General features: G+C 34.5%; 15 protein-coding genes and 1 pseudogene. 12 read left to right on the forward strand and 4 right to left on the reverse strand.

Features of this window, described 5'->3' with window-relative positions; all coding sequences use genetic code 11:
• Positions 1-76: 76 nt before the first annotated feature.
• Complete coding sequence (locus BM088_RS13005; RefSeq protein ID WP_091984516.1) at positions 77-2,236, reverse strand: response regulator; 2,160 nt, start codon at positions 2,234-2,236, stop codon at positions 77-79.
• A 212-nt stretch (positions 2,237-2,448) separates the two neighbouring features.
• Between BM088_RS13005 and BM088_RS13010 the strand changes: the two genes are divergently transcribed.
• On the forward strand, positions 2,449-3,303 hold the full coding sequence (locus tag BM088_RS13010; RefSeq protein WP_091984519.1) for a D-hexose-6-phosphate mutarotase: 855 nt from the start codon (positions 2,449-2,451) through the stop codon (positions 3,301-3,303).
• 270 nt (positions 3,304-3,573) lie between these two features.
• On the opposite strand, the gene BM088_RS13015 is transcribed toward BM088_RS13010, so the two are convergent.
• Positions 3,574-5,874, reverse strand: coding sequence for a penicillin acylase family protein (locus BM088_RS13015; protein ID WP_091984521.1), 2,301 nt, complete (start codon positions 5,872-5,874; stop codon positions 3,574-3,576).
• Positions 5,875-6,196: 322 nt separating this feature from the next.
• Between BM088_RS13015 and BM088_RS27570 the strand changes: the two are divergent.
• The 3 genes and pseudogenes from BM088_RS27570 to BM088_RS13025 all read left to right on the forward strand — a co-directional run.
• A pseudogene (locus BM088_RS27570) lies at positions 6,197-6,649 on the forward strand (YceH family protein); the annotation flags it as partial.
• Between the two features lie 108 nt (positions 6,650-6,757).
• The gene (gene nadE, locus BM088_RS27575; RefSeq protein WP_218156521.1) at positions 6,758-7,564 is read left to right on the forward strand and encodes an ammonia-dependent NAD(+) synthetase; all 807 of its coding nucleotides are present in this window, start codon (positions 6,758-6,760) and stop codon (positions 7,562-7,564) included.
• Positions 7,565-7,750: 186 nt separating this feature from the next.
• The gene (locus BM088_RS13025) at positions 7,751-8,785 is read left to right on the forward strand and encodes a GGDEF domain-containing protein (protein ID WP_091984527.1); all 1,035 of its coding nucleotides are present in this window, start codon (positions 7,751-7,753) and stop codon (positions 8,783-8,785) included.
• Here BM088_RS13025 and BM088_RS13030 read toward each other — a convergent pair.
• Complete coding sequence (locus BM088_RS13030) at positions 8,782-9,678, reverse strand: sulfite exporter TauE/SafE family protein (RefSeq protein ID WP_091984530.1); 897 nt, start codon at positions 9,676-9,678, stop codon at positions 8,782-8,784. The two genes, BM088_RS13025 and BM088_RS13030, sit on opposite strands and share 4 nt — an antisense overlap.
• 182 nt (positions 9,679-9,860) lie before the next feature.
• Here BM088_RS13030 and folM point away from each other — a divergent pair, with 182 nt between their 5' ends.
• The 3 genes from folM to folX are packed head-to-tail and all read left to right on the forward strand — an operon-like array spanning position 9,861 to position 11,554.
• Complete coding sequence (folM, locus tag BM088_RS13035) at positions 9,861-10,568, forward strand: dihydromonapterin reductase (RefSeq protein ID WP_091984532.1); 708 nt, start codon at positions 9,861-9,863, stop codon at positions 10,566-10,568.
• 16 nt (positions 10,569-10,584) lie between these two features.
• Complete coding sequence (folE, locus tag BM088_RS13040) at positions 10,585-11,139, forward strand: GTP cyclohydrolase I FolE (protein ID WP_091984535.1); 555 nt, start codon at positions 10,585-10,587, stop codon at positions 11,137-11,139.
• 55 nt (positions 11,140-11,194) lie between these two features.
• Positions 11,195-11,554: a dihydroneopterin triphosphate 2'-epimerase gene (folX, locus tag BM088_RS13045; RefSeq protein WP_091984538.1), complete on the forward strand. Its 360-nt coding sequence runs from the start codon at positions 11,195-11,197 to the stop codon at positions 11,552-11,554.
• 47 nt (positions 11,555-11,601) lie between these two features.
• Here folX and BM088_RS13050 read toward each other — a convergent pair whose 3' ends face one another.
• Positions 11,602-12,024 (reverse strand): YqaA family protein, encoded by a 423-nt coding sequence (locus BM088_RS13050; protein WP_091984540.1) that lies wholly within the window; start codon positions 12,022-12,024, stop codon positions 11,602-11,604.
• A gap of 63 nt (positions 12,025-12,087) precedes the next feature.
• Here BM088_RS13050 and BM088_RS13055 point away from each other — a divergent pair, with 63 nt between their 5' ends.
• The 5 genes from BM088_RS13055 to BM088_RS13075 all read left to right on the forward strand — a co-directional run bounded on the left by BM088_RS13055 (position 12,088) and on the right by BM088_RS13075 (position 16,428).
• Positions 12,088-12,579 (forward strand): TlpA family protein disulfide reductase, encoded by a 492-nt coding sequence (locus BM088_RS13055; protein WP_091984543.1) that lies wholly within the window; start codon positions 12,088-12,090, stop codon positions 12,577-12,579.
• A gap of 132 nt (positions 12,580-12,711) precedes the next feature.
• Positions 12,712-13,413, forward strand: a complete 702-nt coding sequence (locus BM088_RS13060; protein WP_091984546.1) for a spondin domain-containing protein — start codon at positions 12,712-12,714, stop codon at positions 13,411-13,413.
• Between the two features lie 11 nt (positions 13,414-13,424).
• The gene (locus BM088_RS13065; protein WP_091984549.1) at positions 13,425-14,141 is read left to right on the forward strand and encodes a spondin domain-containing protein; all 717 of its coding nucleotides are present in this window, start codon (positions 13,425-13,427) and stop codon (positions 14,139-14,141) included.
• A 59-nt stretch (positions 14,142-14,200) separates the two neighbouring features.
• On the forward strand, positions 14,201-14,917 hold the full coding sequence (locus BM088_RS13070; protein ID WP_091984551.1) for a response regulator transcription factor: 717 nt from the start codon (positions 14,201-14,203) through the stop codon (positions 14,915-14,917).
• An 8-nt stretch (positions 14,918-14,925) separates the two neighbouring features.
• On the forward strand, positions 14,926-16,428 hold the full coding sequence (locus BM088_RS13075; protein ID WP_091984554.1) for a sensor histidine kinase: 1,503 nt from the start codon (positions 14,926-14,928) through the stop codon (positions 16,426-16,428).
• The last annotated feature ends 87 nt before the right edge of the window (positions 16,429-16,515 follow it).

A 16,515-nucleotide genomic window follows, 5' to 3' on the forward strand; every position in this document is an offset into this window, starting at 1 on the left:
TGAAACTCCATTTATATAAATTTATTTTTAAAACATAACTAACCTATTAAAAATAGTAACATTAACTTATCTACCGCTAAAGACTACCTTTAACATATGCCAAATATCCAACCAAACTTTCCTGCCATAGCTCACTAATATGTTCAAATTCTGTTTCTGTCGGTTTTTTATCTAATAACTTTCTTTCTACTTTTTTTAGTGCCATGCCATATAAATTAAACCCGAGCTGTAACGCAGTACTAGCTTGTCTATGTATAATTTTGATACTTTGCTCTGTATCAGTATTCAACAACTCCTGGCATCGATTTAACTTGCTCCTTGCAGATAATACAAACTCATTATAAATAGATGACAGTTCATCTTCGGTAAAAGAGTTCTCGAGTGTCTTGGCCGCAGTTTCATCATATAAAACAGGTGTTAATTCAGTAACTAATGAAGGCGCTTGTGTATTTTGAGAGTTTAGTAAGGCTTGCCTTAATTTTTCTAGCTTTATCGGTTTACCTACAATATCTTTAATACCCAATGATAAATATTCTTTAATTTCATCTGGGCTTAAACTCGCAGTAAATGCCAATATTGGAGTTCTCTGATTTTTATGCTTAAGCAGTTTTAACTTTTTAAGTACTTCAGGGCCATTAAAGTCGGGTAAATTCATATCAAGCAATACTAAGTCAAATTGATGTTTTTGCATCATATCAATTGCCGATTGCCCATTATCAGCCAGTTTTACTTTATGCTCATCCATTGCCATGAACTCAATTGCTATCTTTTGATTAAGCGGTAAATCTTCAACCAATAAAATATTCAACCCAGTTAAGTACTCTGAGGATTGATGGCGTTGCTCCACTAAACTTAATTCACCTAAACCTAAAGTAATATCAAAACTAAAAATACTGCCTTTACCCAATTCACTGCTAATATTTAACTGACTTTTTAATTTATCAAGGATGCGGCTACTAATAGCTAAACCTAACCCAGTCCCCCCTTTGATTTTTCCTGCCGAACTTTGTACATAAGGTTCAGTTAAATATTCTATCTCATCATTTTCAATGCCAGGCCCAGTATCTTCAACAGCAAAACGTAAACTGTGCTCTAAAGCTGTCGAACCTATTAAATCAACTTGAATTTTAATTTTACCTCTATCGGTAAACTTAATGGCATTACCCACTAAATTTATTAATACTTGTCTTATCTTTTGCTGATCACAGTAATAACAAGCTTGATCAGGTAAATTAAAATTCAATTCAAATTTGATATTTTTTTGCTCTGCTAATGGGCTTAATAATAAACATAAATTTTCTAACCAAGGCTTAAGTTCTATATCTTCTTCGTATAGAGGCCCTGTACTTTGGTCTAAACTTGCGTAATCTAATACTTTATCTATCAATAAGTTTAGCGACTCAGCCGAATTTATAATGGCTTCACAATAAGGTTTATCTCTTGGGTCATTTGATTGATTCATAACCAATTGTGCACTGCCTAAAATACCATTAAGCGGCGTTCTAATTTCATGACTCATAGTAGATAAAAATAGCCCCCTTAGCTCTGAATCTTTTTGCGCTTTTTCAGTCATGTTTTTTAAGTGTAAAGCACGCCTTTCATTACATAAAACCGCTATACCCGTTGCAATTAACATTGGAGATAAGATACCGGCCATAAAAATAGGTAAACTAAAAAATAGGTTTTGTGTGATTTCGTTACTATTAACATCAAATAATAAAAATGCTCTTAATGAAAAAACAGCCAACAATAAAGCAGAATTACATAAATAAATATAACTACCATTTGGGTATGTGTTTAAACCAATTTTAATAAACAAGTAACTTAAAAATAATGCTTCTATAATACGATGAAGGTCAACGATAAGAATGCGATTATGGAGATTAACATCACCATAAAGAAACCACCAAAATGCAATAATTAACCATGTCGTGACAGCAATAAAAATATTAAAAGAAATATGCTTAAAATCAAGAAATTTACATAAGGCATACGCTTGTAATAAAGAGGCGATAAAAAGCATACTTGTGCATATACCAGATCCAAGGCTCACCCCTGAAGGTAAAGACTTCAGAATAAAGAAACATGATAAAGCAACAAATATAACAACAGGGTAAAAAACATAAAGTAAAGTACCTGGTATTGATTTATTAGCCCGCCAAGTTAAAAAATTAAGGAAGCTCATAAGCACAGTGACACTAATGCTGGTATAAAAAACAGTATTTAAATCTAACATTTGTTGCCCTTCATAGAGTTACCTTCTTTCTCACTAATGCCACTCAAAATAAGATTAAAAACAAAAAAATCATGTAATTTCAAAGGTGATAATACGTAAACAAAATTTTAAAAACATCATTTTATTTATTGTACTTGAGAATAAATAAATTTACTTACCCAACATTTTAGGTATGGTAGCTAAGCATTTAACATTAGCCTTTAAGGGATTTTATGAAACTTTCTCCTTCCGTTAGCATTCAACAAACTGAAACAGGTTTAGAGTATATATCCATAAATTCCAATCTCTGTGGTGCTAAGATATTTTTACAAGGAGCACAAATAACTCAGTTCATCCCTAAAAATCAAAAACCTTTAATTTGGGTTTCTCAAGATGAAGACTATAGTGAAGGCAAAAGCATTAGAGGTGGCATTCCAATTTGTTGGCCATGGTTTGGTTTACATGAAAAACAAGGCTGGCCAATTCATGGCGTTGCCAGAACACAAATTTGGCGTGCTGAAGAAGTTAATGAATTAGATGACTATATTGAAATTATTCTTTCATTACCTATGAACCAGATTGACAAAAATTACTGGCCGCACAAAACAGCGCTAAAAGTGACTTTTCGATTATCAACTAGTTTAAGTGTCTATCTTACAAACACCAACTTAGGTAATGCTGAAATATCTTTTACGCAAGCATTACATACTTACTTTCCAACTCCAGATATTAAAAGTACTCACGTTGATGGTCTACAAGGAGCGCAATACATAGAGTTTGGCCAAGGGCCTTTTAAACAAAATGATATCGTAAGCTTTGAGCGAGAAACTGATATGGTTTATAACAACGCCTCTCAAATTCAAAACATCATTACGCAAGATGGTACGATTAATGTCACAAGAGAAAATTCAACTTCCTGTGTTTTATGGAATCCTTGGATAGAAAAATCAAAACGTTTAAGTAATTTCAGCGATGACGAATATCAAAAAATGCTATGTTTAGAAGCTGCAAATGTAAAAGAAGACACTATCACCTTGTCACCAGGAGAGAGTCATACCTTAGCAACAATAATAAAATGGCATAATTAACCTTTCTTTATCTGTTTATAAGTTTGGATGTTTATAAAGTTAAAGCATCCAAATAACATCCCTTGTCAATACAACCCCTTAGCAATCTCTATCAATTATGTAATCATCCTATTGATTTCTTAAGATTTAAGAAATTTATACACCTTAAAACTTTAAAATTTAAATCCGGATCAGATGAAAAGAGCACAAAATAAATTATTTTAACAGCCGAGTTAAAGACTATTTCGGCTGTAAAAAACAACTTATATAGATTTTAAGTTAATTTACATTCTACTGATTAGGGCTAATTTCAATACGATGAATTACTTCACCTGGTAATAATGGCGTATTTAGCTCTTTGATATAATCATCAAACCCTGCACGGTAAAATGGTGAAAGTGGATGACCAGATTGTCCACCAGGAATGGTTAATATCGCATTTTCTTCTAAACCAGGTTGCACAAAGAACCTCTGGGATGCACCAAAACCACTCTTTTGTACTGCAGGCATAAAACTATCACCAAAACCGGAAGCTGTAGGCATATCTAACAAAGATGATAAAAATGGCATCTGCTTGCTAAAAGGATGTTGCAACTTTAAAGCATTCACTTTACCCCAAGCCAATGCATGTAAAGAATCCCTCTCGTTGGCACCATATTCGTTCAGTAAGTTTTTGCGCATATCTTGATATGTATTGATCATCATTTGTGGCCAAGAAGCATGTTTTTCAGTTAACCAAGAGTCTGGAAATTGTGATATTAACTGCCAAACACCTGGCTCTAAATCCCTTTTAACAGGAGCCAAACTCAAATCATGCTTAATTAATGCATTTTCTATTGGGGCAAAAATTTCATCTATAAGTGCAGCTCTATAGTGTCTCACTAAGGTATACCCAGCGGAATCACTGCATGCACATTCGCCCCATTGCGATAGCAGCTTAAGGTCTTCTTTATATTTTGTTGGTTCAGCAGACAATACTTTTGTTAATAATTTATGCCAAGATTTCAAAAACAATGCTTGATTATCTAGCTGAATTTTATAGAAGTCAGATTCTGAAAACTGACTTTTTTCAAATAATCGCATTTTTATTTGCTGTGCCCTTGCTCCCATTGCATAAGCACCATTACCAAACCTCTTTAATTGTTCAGTAGATATGACTCGAGCGTTTGCTGTCCACAACCTATTATTTTCAGGATTCAAAACCTGAGGTAATTGTATTTCATCAATAGACCAACTCGCCGAATACTGTTCTGACATCCCAGCAGTTTGCATTGGCTTTAAACGCCCAGGAACAGCTCCCGCAGGTTTCCAAGCCGCATCGCCATGTCTATCAACAACCAACATATTTTGTACTGGAATACCGATAGTTGTTGCTATATCGAGTGCTTGCTTTACCGTTTTAGCGCCTTCTAAATTCATTAACTCCATATCTACCGCATATTCTTGGTGAGCAACCCAAGTTAACGCATACTTTTCACCATCAAGAATTTTTACGGGACCATAATCACTCATTTCCAATATATAAGGCTCACTGCCTTGGGGTAATTTTATGTCTTGTGTAATAAAATATGTCTCATCTTGTTCACTTAATTTATACCAATCTGCAGTATCTAAATAACCATTCGTAAACCCCCATGCTATATGACTATTTGTACCAACAACGATAGCAGGTGTGCCAGGTAAAGAAACGCCGTTGATCTGACGATTATCATTATTTTCATTGTAATTTAATTGCGCACGATACCAAATTACAGGTACGCGTAATGATAAATGCATATCATCAGATAACATACCATGCCCTGTTTTTGTCAGTGCCCCAGTAACAGCCCAATTATTACTGCCTATATCCAAAGGCTCAGTTATTTTGTGATAACTCATATTAATTGTTTTTTGTTTAGGTATATCAGGTATTGAAAGTGTATATTCAGGTAATTTGCTACCATCGAGAGCGACTTGATATTCACTTGGCTGCGTAATAAAAGCCAACATATCTGTTCCGAACTCTTTTTCAACTTGTGTTAATGTTAAATCACGCTTAAAAGTATTTGTTTGTAAATCAAGATACATAGTATAAATAACCAATAAGCTATCTACAGGTAGCCAAGGCTTCACTTTTGCACCAGATAACATATATTCAAAACTGGGATATTGAATTTGCGCAACAGCTTCATTAACACCCAAAGCATAACTTTTTAGTAATTTTTTATTTTTCTCAGGCATGAGTGAAAATGCTTTTTCGGCACGTTTTCTAAATTGATGAAACCGATGCTTTTTATCAACTGGGATAGCCGCCTTACCAAACAACTCAGATAATTCTCCAGCTGCATTTCGCCTTAACAAGTCCATTTGAAAAAATCTGTCCTGCCCATGGGCATAACCTAACCCATAAGCTGCATCTTGGCGGTTATCAGCGTTGATAATTGCGATACCCAGCTTATCTCGCTCAATACTAACCTTGGAATTTATGCCTTTACTACTCGTTTTTCCGGATAATGACGGCAAACTTAAACTCAGCAGTCCATACACTAAAGCAGTGAGAAATAAGCCTAAAATACCTAACCCCAAAATCGATATTTTTAACTTTTTAAGCATTTGATATCACCTATATTATTTTTATAAACTTAATTCTAACGGCACTACCACAAAAAAACAGCCGTTACAGATGAAAAATTTATGAACAAAAAACGAAACTAAAAATACTCTTTTCTTACCAGAAAAAACTAACAAGCTCAACTTTATTTAACTAAAATAACTGTAACTTACTTTCTTCTTCAATATAGGCCTTCTTTTGCAATTAATTCAATAACGATAATAAATGAATTAAAATCAGGCCGCTTTTGTCTTTACTCTTCTTTTCCCGCTTGATTTATTACGTTAAACTCAGCCCAGCCTTAATTAACTAGAGAATTTAGCAATGGAAATAAAACTCTCAACAATTCAAGCCAGAGTGATCGGCTGTATGCTAGAAAAAGAAGTCACAACACCAGATCAATATCCACTTTCTTTAAATTCTCTAACTAATGCATGTAATCAAAAATCTAGCCGCGAACCTGTCATGTCTTTATCTGAAGGTGAAGTACAACACACTTTAAATGAACTAACAGAACAAAGACTTGTCATGATAGATGAAGGCGTATCAGGCCGCGTAAGTAAATATCGTCACCGCTTTTGTAATACAGCTTTTGGCTCATTGCAATTTACAGAGCAAGAAAAAGCGATTATTTGCATTACTTTATTGCGCGGAGCACAAAGTATTGGAGAATTAAAAACAAGAACAAGTCGCTTAGCAACCTTTAATGATATACAACAAATAGAGCAAAGCTTAGATAAATTACAAGAAAAAGGACATATTGCTAAATTAGCTAAAGAAGTTGGTAAACGAGATCATAGATATGCTAATTTATTAACCGATGAACCGGTTACAGATTTAGCTGAGAATACTGCGTTATCTCTTACGCACACTATTATTAAAGAAATGCGCGTTCAACCAAATATAAATGCCGATTTTGAGATCAAACGCCGTACTGACTTCATCAAAACAAAATTACTTCAATCAAATACAAAGTCTTTAGTTTTAGGGATCAGCGGTGGTGTAGATTCTTCAACATGTGGTCGTTTATGCCAATTAGCCATTGATGAACTTAATGCTGAGAAATTCACAGATCAATATCAGTTCATTGCTATGCGCCTACCTTATGGTATTCAAGCCGATGAAGACGAAGCACAATTAGCAATAGACTTTATTAAACCTTCTAGCTGCGTCACGGTAAATATTAAAGACGGTGCCGATGGCATTCATAATGAAGCGCTTGAAGCTTTAACTAAAGCAGGTTTACAACAGCCAAATGAAACAGCGATAGACTTTGTAAAAGGCAATGTAAAAGCACGCCAGCGAATGGCTGCCCAATATGAAATAGCTGGGCTCACCGGCGGTTTAGTCGTAGGCACAGACCATAGCGCTGAAAATATCACTGGTTTTTACACTAAGTTTGGTGACGGTGCCTGTGATTTAGCACCGCTATTTGGTTTATCTAAACGTCAAGTTCGCTTACTTGCACTTACATTAGGCGCTCCTGATTTACTTGTAAACAAAGTCCCTACAGCTGATCTTGAATGTGATAAACCAGGTCTTGCCGATGAAGATGCACTCGGCATGAGTTATAATCAAATTGATGATTTCCTAGAGGGAAAATCAGTTGATAAGGAAATTGAAGAAAAACTTATTGCGATTTATCAACGAACACAACATAAACGCCAGCCTATTCCAACTATATACGATTAAAAACATCCACTCTTCCCAACTAATTAAAAAATAAGTTTAATTAGCTGGGAAAAATTTCATTTAAGAAAAATCAAATCTTCATTACCCAAGTTATATATCCTTTACTACACTGAACAATACACAACATAATAACTAAATGCTTAGTCCTTTATGTTCTCTATATAAAATCAAAATATCAAAGTGATTATGAGTATAAATGTAAATAATAATACAATGACCCATTCTGCTGAGTGTTTACGTAAAGCAGTACCTTTGATGGTAAAATATAATATCGCAGTAACACCTTCTAATTATGCTCTTTGGTATACCTATGTTTCTGGTAATCATCCGAAATTAAACGAAAAGTTAAATAAAGCCTTAAAGCAATTTGGTACTTGTCCTCCAACCCTGTCTAGAGAATTATTCGAAGAGTTTTTATCGGATAAAGATCTTGAACTATATGATGAAATTACAACAACTATTTCAGAGCTTGTATCTCACTTTCAACAAGATGTTGACTTAACCTTAGATAATACAAAAGATTTTTCTGCGGCATTAAATGAATGCAATCAAGATTTAGATAAAATGCAACAAGATGGTGCATCTAGTACTGACATTCTAAATTTAGTCACCAAATTGTCTGAAGAATCTAAAGCAATGCAAAGCAGTGCTGAAAAGTTTCAAGATAAATTAAGCACCGCGTATCAAGAAATTTCCAGATTACAAGACGAACTCGCTCACACTCAACAAGCTGCCACAACAGATGCTCTCACAGGGTTACTTAATAGAGGCACTTTTGATTCAGATATACAGTTATTATGCGATAACAATAGCTCTAAACTAAAGCTATTTTTAACATTTGTAGACATAGATCACTTCAAACTTTTTAATGATAATTTTGGTCATAAGAAAGGAGATAAAGTACTAGAAGCCGTTGCCGACAAGCTATTGAAAAATTCAAATCAACTCAATACTCCTTATCGTTTTGGTGGCGAAGAGTTCTGCATATTATCGCAAGCAAATAATATGAATGAGGCATCTGGATATGCGGAGAAAATTAGACTTGATATAGAACGTATTATTATTAAAGATAATAAATCGGGTAAAAATTTACATAATATTACCGCTTCTTTTGGTGTTGCAGAGTATTTTAATGAAACTCCTGATACATTTGTAGAAAAAGCAGACTCAGCCCTTTATAAAGCAAAAGAAAATGGCAGAAACAGAGTTGAATTGTGCTAAACAACCGTTAATACTTCGTATAATGTAAAGCTAACTTCAAGACTAATTAAACATAGCAAAAAAATCATCAAAACATAATTATGCACCTTGGTACATACATAGGCTCCTAATGGCGCCCCTATTACCACAACAGGTATTGCAGCTAAAACATATTCATTGATTTGATTATTAAATGCATCCAAATAATAAAAATTAAATACAGACGCAATCAAAGAGGTCACGGCCATAATGATCACGGACGTTGCAGTTGAAGCTTTTAAATCCTTTTTATAAAACAAAACCAATAAAGCAAAAATAGCTATGTCGGCACCTGAGCCTATTAAACCACTTGTTATCCCTCCGATAAAACCAACCAAAGGAATTAAAAGTTTATGTTTCCAAGCTGTACTTGTACGCGCATTTTTTTTCGTAAAGTGCTGTTTAATTAAGGTAATCGCAAAACAAAATAATAATAAACTAAAAATCGACTTTACTGCTAATCTTGGAATAAAATCGGCTATTAAGGTCAAACTCAGAATTACACCTGGTATTGCCCCTAGTAGCGCAAGAAACACAATAATTTTATAATAGCTAATTCTGCTATATATAATGGTTAATGCTGCTGCTGTCATACCAAAACTTTGGATCCCTAATGAAAAAACCTTAGCTGTTTGGGGTTCTATTTGTAAAATCTTAGTCATCACAGGAAACGCAATGGCACCTCCACCTAAGGCTGTACCTCCCGCAACAAAAGAACCAAAAACCATAGTTAATGCAATATTAAACTGCTCTGTAAAATTTGCTAACGCTGCATCAGGCCCCTGACTATAAAACCAAATAGCACATACAAAAATGGGAAAGCATAAAGGGATTAACTTTATGAATAGTATATTTTTATTATTTTTATGTGGCATAACAATCACATTAACTGAATAGCACTATCATTATGCGGAGTTTATAATCAAATTGACACGTATAAATAAGCTTTAAAATGAATAATTCTTGTCTAATTACCCTAAGTGTTTATTAATTTGTAGATCTTAGTTTATAATTACGGCACTAATTTTTAGCTAAATCGGCAACCATACTTTAAATAATGACATCACCTATTTTAATCACAGGCGCAGGACAAAGAATAGGGCTTGCAATTGCCCATCATTTATTACGTCAAGGCCATGATCTTATTTTAAGTTATCGAACTCAGCATGCAGAAATACAAGAGTTAGAAAGCCTAGGTGCGATTTGTATTCAGGCAAATTTTATTGATAATGCAAGCATTGATCATTTTATTAATCAAATAAAACAACATACATCATGCCTTCGCGGAATCATTCATAATGCTTCAAGTTGGGATTGTGAAAAAAACAACCCGGATTTTGCATCTTTATTTGATGATATGATGCGTATTCATGCCAAAGTGCCTTACTTAATTAATTTAGCATGTAGCAAATTATTAACAGTCACCCCAGATAAAACCGATATTGTTCATTTAACAGATTATGTCGTTGAAACAGGAAGCCCTAAGCATATTGCTTATGCGGCAAGTAAAGCTGCTTTAGATAATATGACAAAATCTTTTGCCAGCAAACTTGCACCACAAGTTAAGGTGAACGCGATTGCGCCCTCTTTGATTATTTTTAATCAAAATGACGACGAAGAATACAAAGCTAAAACATTAAAAAAATCCTTAATGGAAATAGAACCTGGCAGTAAAGAAATACTCAATTGTCTAGATATGTTGCTAAGTAGCAGCTATATTACTGGTCGCACAATTCAAGTAGATGGCGGACGTCATCTGAAGTAAAAAAGTCGAGCTTATTATGCATGAAGAATTAGAAAATAGTTATCAACAGATCATTAAAAGTGTTGGTGAAGATCCAGCGCGAGAAGGCTTATTAGATACACCTAAACGTGCCGCCAAAGCAATGTCATACCTAACACAAGGTTATAATCAAACCTTAGAAGGCATTACGAATAATGCAGTATTTACTTCTGATGCCGATGATATGGTGATGATCCAAGACATTGAGCTTTACTCTATGTGTGAACATCATTTATTACCATTTGTTGGCCGCTGTCATATTGCTTATATTCCTAATGGCAAAGTTTTAGGTTTATCTAAATTTGCCCGTATTGTTGATATGTTTGCCCGCCGTTTTCAAATTCAAGAGCAAATGACTCACCAAATTGCCAAAGCAGTTGAAGAAGTTACAGGTGCTAAAGGCGTAGGCGTTATTGTAGAAGCCCAACATATGTGCATGATGATGCGTGGCGTTGAAAAACAAAATTCAAAAATGCGTACATCTGTGATGTTAGGAAACTTCAGAGAAGATGCTAAAACACGAAATGAATTTTTACAGTTGCTAAAAAGCTAAATATTGTTTAATTTAAGGTGGTTACCCACCTTAAATCGCTTTTATAGGGAAGAAAATGCAAGCTGCAATTATTAATGTCACAAACCTCAGATTACGAACTTATATTGGTTTCAATCCCGATGAGAAAAGCAAAAAACAAGATGTCGTGATTAATGTTGAAGTGCATTACCCTGCCGAACTTGCCTGCCAATACGACCAAGTAGATAAAGCACTTAATTACAAGGTAATCACCAAAGCTATCATTGAATTAGTAGAAAAAGGACACTTTTTACTGCTTGAAAAATTAGTCGCTGACATTTTAGAAGTTACTCATCAACATGAATCTGTTACTTTTGCAAAAGTCAGAGTCGATAAGCCCCACGCCCTTAGATTTGCAGATTCCGTTTCTTTAACCTTAACTTGGCAAAAAGACTAATCTATAAACCTGACAGTAGCATGAAGGCGCAAACTTATTCATGCAAACTAGGCTATCGATGTTGCAAGCCAAATCACAAACGCATATCGCATACCCTTGCCCAAAAACACTAGAATTAAAAATAACCCAAATCTGATCCGCATCACACCTGCGATCAAAGTCAAAGGATCACCCACTATCGGTAACCAAGCAAATAGTAGAGTGAGTAGCCCATATCTTTGAAAATACATTTGTGATTTTTTCAATTGGGTATCTGATACTGGGAACCACTTTTTCTCTTTAAATCTTAAACTCTCTTTTCCCAACCACCAATTAACACAACTTCCTAATGTATTTCCTAGAGTTGCACTGATCCATAACAAAAATACGCCATAATCTTGAGTCACCAATGCTGCCAGTAAAGCTTCTGAAGCAGCAGGAAATAAAGTTGCAGCAATAAACGAGGTCAAAAATAATGAAAAATATATCATTTAAATATGAAATTGCTAATCTATAAAAACAAAAAGCAATCATAACAAAAATTAGGATATACAATGAATAAGCTATTCATGCTTTTCTTAATCACACAGCTCTCAGCATGTGTTGGGATCACACACTCACAAACAACAAAACGTGAAACTTACATATCTGCAGGCCAAACATTCCCAATTAAAAGCCTAATTGATATAAATAATAAAACAATACAACTTAATAAACCTAAACAACGAAAACTCATTTTATTATTTGCGACTTGGTGTCACGATTCACAGCGCACTATAAGTGATATTTTAGCCTCAAAACTCAGCACAGATCCAAATTTACAAATAGTTGGTATAGGTAAAGAAGAGTCAGTAACATCTCTTAAAAAGTTCAAACTTGAATATCAAGTATCATTTCCTTTGATATCAGATCCAGATAAAGCAATATATGACCAATTTGCCAATACAGGTCTGCCTAGGTTATTGCTATTAGATGAAAATAACAAACTAGTAAAAGCTTTAATAGGGGAAGATCAACACACTATAGATCGTATTATTTGGGAGTAATTAAAAATTATCTGTGATAAAGAATCACTCTAATTGTGATAAAAATGTGACAACTCGGTGACACTTCCTTGATATTTGCTTTGTATTCTTATTTTAAACAAGACGACATCGACAGATAAAAAGGAAAACAACATGAAGATCTCAGCATTTGCCGCTTTAGGTTTAATCACTTTAGGAATGCAGCATGCACAAGCTGCTTCTTTAGATATAAAAATTAAAAACCTCACTCAAGGCATTTATTATACTCCTATTCTGATTGCCGCTCATCCAGACACAAACCACCTTTTTGAATCAGGCATGACTGCTTCAACCGAATTACAAATGATGGCTGAAGGCGGAAACATTTCAGGTTTATCTAGTATGTTAGATACCTATTCAGCCAATAAAGTTGAAAACCCAGCAGCTGGATTATTGGCCCCAGGCCAATCAGCTATGACAATGTTAGAAACCACAGATGGCAATACCATGCTATCAATTACAGCCATGATGTTACCAACTAATGATGGTTTTGTTGGCTTAGATAGCTGGAAAATTCCAACTGAAGCAGGTACTTATACCATACTGTTAAATGCATATGACGCAGGAACAGAAGCAAATAACGAATTAATTCTAGAAGGTTCCGGTGCACCAGGCATGTTAGGCATACCTGCGGCTCCTGGTATGGGTGCAGGCACAAATGGCAGCTCTGTTACCAGTGACGAAGCAAATCCTATGGTACATATTCATCGAGGCTCTTTAGGTGACGATGATATGGCAGGTGGTAAAAGTGATTTAAATAATACCGTTCACAGATGGTTAAACCCAGTTGCGAAAGTAATCGTTACTGTAAAATAAGGAGACTTATCATGTTAAATAAAAAAGCTCTTTTATTACCTTTATTGGGAATGATTTTATTAGGCTGTGGTGGTGACGATAATAACAATGATGACATGACCATGATGCCAGCACCCGGACCTGTACCAGTGCCAACATTTAGCTTTGAAGTTAAAATTAATAACCTAACATATGGTCAACCTTTATCACCCATAGGTATTGCACTTCATAAACAAGGTCACTTTTGGAACTTAGGGCAAGCAGCATCATCTGAACTTGAAATGTTAGCTGAGTCAGGTGATAACACAGCTTTATTAGCCATGGATATGATAGATACTTCAATCAGTGATACTGCGCCTTTAGTACCCGGTAAATCTGTTACTTTAACTCTTTCCACCCAAGATATAACCGATATGAAATTAAGTCTGATTTCTATGATGGTGAATACAAATGATGGCTTCTCCGGTCTTAATGCTATAGACGTATCCGCGTTAGCTATTGGTGCTAAACTCAACTTTAAAACCCATGCTTATGATTCTGGTACTGAAGCGAATAATGAAGCTGCAGGTACCATACCAGGACCTGCTGACATGGGAGAAGGTTTTAATGCCCAGCGTGAAGATGTTAACTTTGTAAGTATGCATCCTGGCATTATAGGTAATGATGATGGCTTAACAAATTCAGTGTTAAATTATCAACATAAATTTGATAATCCCTTAATGGCTGTTTCAATCACACGGATACAATAAATTTATTGAGTGGTGCCTATTCTAAAAATAGACATCACTCCTTTTTATTGGGTGAAACAATGCAAGACAAGATCTTAGTCGTAGAAGATGATCATGATATCGCTGGAATTTTACAAGTTCATTTAGCTGAATTATCCCTCAAAGTTGATCATGTCACTTCCGCAGAGTTAGCTCTAAAAGCAATCCAACAACACACATACTCAGTATTACTATTAGATATTATGTTACCAGGCATGGATGGTTTAACTTTATGTCGTAAAATTAAAGACAAGTCTCCTGAACAAAGTATTTTAATGTTAACAGCAAGGAGTGCTGAAATGGACAGAATTTTAGGGTTAGAGATGGGTGCAGATGATTACATTACCAAACCTTTCAGTACAAGAGAATTACAAGCTCGCGTAAAAGCTCAATTGCGACATGTACATTTACTCAGAGACAAGCACAACCCAAAAACTGATATTAAATCTGTATATTTGGGCAAGTTATTAATCAATTTACAAAGTCACGAAGTCTATTTTGACAATGAAACTATCAGCCTAACTTCTACTGAATTTGATTTACTTCATTTTTTTGCAAAACACCCAAATCAAGTATTTTCACGTACGCAATTATTAGATTCTGTCTGGGGTTATCAGCATAGCGGTTACGAACATACCGTTAACTCACATATTAATCGTTTACGTTCTAAATTAGAACAAACATGTAATACACACATCATAGAAACTGTATGGGGTGTAGGTTACAAACTTAACTCAAACAGTTTAATACATCACTAGGTCTTATTATGAAAATTTCTTTATATCAAAAGTTAGCATTTTCATTATTTATTATTTTTAGCTTAATTTGTACTTTAGTACTTTCATGGAGTCAGCAATTAGATCATATATCGCAAAATCAGGCAGAACAAAAACTCCATTTAAATCTTGCAGAACATTTAGTGCAGGATAACCCATTATTACAACAAGGAGTTTATGATCATCAAGCACTTGAAAACCTCTTTCATACTCTTATGTTATTAGGCCCTGCCTTTGAGTTTTATTTTGTTGACCCATCAGGAGAAATTTTAACTTACTCAGCAAAACCCGGAAAAGTAAAACGTAAACGCATAAACTTAAGCCCTGTTTTACAATTAATTGAGCATGCTGAAAATATGCCCATTTACGGTGATGATCCAAGAAATTTAAATAAGCTAAAAATATTCTCTGCTGCTCCCGTTTATAGTCATGAAGATCAAGATGGCATAAAAAATAGAGGAAAATTACAAGGTTATCTTTATGTCATTATTGGCGGAGAAATATACGATACCGTTTTTTCACGTATAAAATCCAATGATACACTACTCATCACAGCGAGTTGGTTATTTGCCGCCTTAATATTTCTATTTATAATTTTATTATTATTGTTTAAATATTTTACCAACCCAATTAATAAACTCGCCAAAGAAATATCTCAAATTCAAGCCGCTAATTTTGATTTAAGTAAGGTACAGCTTAGCCAGTGGCCAAAATACCAATCTAATGAAGTGCATTTACTGGGCAATAGTTTAAATGTCATAGTCAGGCTAATACATCAGCAAATTAATTTATTAGAACAAAACGACAGCCAAAGACGGGAATTACTAACACATTTATCTCATGACTTAAGAACACCACTTGCATCACTACAAGGGTATTTAGAAATTCTAAACCATCAAAATACCAAGCTAGATGAGCAACAGCAACAAGAGTATTTAACAATCACATTGAATAACTGCAAGCAGCTTAAACATTTAATAGATCAGATTTTTGAATTAGCACATTTAGAAAGTGGTCGAGTCTCAGTCAATAATGAAATGTTTAATTTGGGCGAACTGATATACGATATCGTGGCAAAATTCACCCTTAAAGCACAAAAAGCAAACGTAAAGCTGACCATAAAACCTACCGTATGTGATTTTAATACATTATGTGATATCGCAAAATTAGAGAGAGTACTCAGCAACCTGATTGAAAATGCTTTACGCCACACCCCAGAAAATGGCGAAATTATTATTAATGTTTTTGCAAAAAATTCAAAACTAGTAATACAAGTAAGTGATACTGGAACAGGTATAAAAGCGGAAGAAATAAATTATATTTTTGATGCTAGATATCGAGCAAGCAATGCTGTAGGGCATAAAAAGCAACACGGTGGGTTAGGGCTCGCAATTAGCAAACGTCTGTTGCAAATACTTAATTCAGATATAAAAGTACACAGTGAGTTTGGCAAAGGAACATTATTTGAATTTAGCATCAGGCAAGCAGCTTAGCCAAATTTAGCGATTCACACCTGCTTCATAACATAAACATGAGATAAACTCCCTACCTCATGTTTATGTACACATTTTAATGAAAAA

The sequence above is a fragment of the Pseudoalteromonas denitrificans DSM 6059 genome (assembly GCF_900112265.1).
GTDB lineage: Bacteria > Pseudomonadota > Gammaproteobacteria > Enterobacterales > Alteromonadaceae > Pseudoalteromonas > Pseudoalteromonas denitrificans.

Bases quoted from the DNA above. Each gene is read 5' to 3' on its own strand.
- folE (WP_091984535.1), top strand. From the start codon at position 10,585: ATGCATGAAGAATTAGAAAATAGTTATCAACAGATCATTAAAAGTGTT.
- folX (WP_091984538.1), top strand. From the start codon at position 11,195: ATGCAAGCTGCAATTATTAATGTCACAAACCTCAGATTACGAACTTAT.
- folM (WP_091984532.1), top strand. From the start codon at position 9,861: ATGACATCACCTATTTTAATCACAGGCGCAGGACAAAGAATAGGGCTT.
- BM088_RS13025 (WP_091984527.1), top strand. From the start codon at position 7,751: ATGAGTATAAATGTAAATAATAATACAATGACCCATTCTGCTGAGTGT.
- BM088_RS13010 (WP_091984519.1), top strand. From the start codon at position 2,449: ATGAAACTTTCTCCTTCCGTTAGCATTCAACAAACTGAAACAGGTTTA.
- BM088_RS13050 (WP_091984540.1), bottom strand. From the start codon at position 12,024: ATGATATATTTTTCATTATTTTTGACCTCGTTTATTGCTGCAACTTTA.
- BM088_RS13070 (WP_091984551.1), top strand. From the start codon at position 14,201: ATGCAAGACAAGATCTTAGTCGTAGAAGATGATCATGATATCGCTGGA.
- BM088_RS13005 (WP_091984516.1), bottom strand. From the start codon at position 2,236: ATGTTAGATTTAAATACTGTTTTTTATACCAGCATTAGTGTCACTGTG.
- BM088_RS13015 (WP_091984521.1), bottom strand. From the start codon at position 5,874: ATGCTTAAAAAGTTAAAAATATCGATTTTGGGGTTAGGTATTTTAGGC.
- BM088_RS13065 (WP_091984549.1), top strand. From the start codon at position 13,425: ATGTTAAATAAAAAAGCTCTTTTATTACCTTTATTGGGAATGATTTTA.
- BM088_RS13060 (WP_091984546.1), top strand. From the start codon at position 12,712: ATGAAGATCTCAGCATTTGCCGCTTTAGGTTTAATCACTTTAGGAATG.
- BM088_RS13030 (WP_091984530.1), bottom strand. From the start codon at position 9,678: ATGCCACATAAAAATAATAAAAATATACTATTCATAAAGTTAATCCCT.
- BM088_RS13075 (WP_091984554.1), top strand. From the start codon at position 14,926: ATGAAAATTTCTTTATATCAAAAGTTAGCATTTTCATTATTTATTATT.
- BM088_RS13055 (WP_091984543.1), top strand. From the start codon at position 12,088: ATGAATAAGCTATTCATGCTTTTCTTAATCACACAGCTCTCAGCATGT.
- nadE (WP_218156521.1), top strand. From the start codon at position 6,758: ATGCGCGTTCAACCAAATATAAATGCCGATTTTGAGATCAAACGCCGT.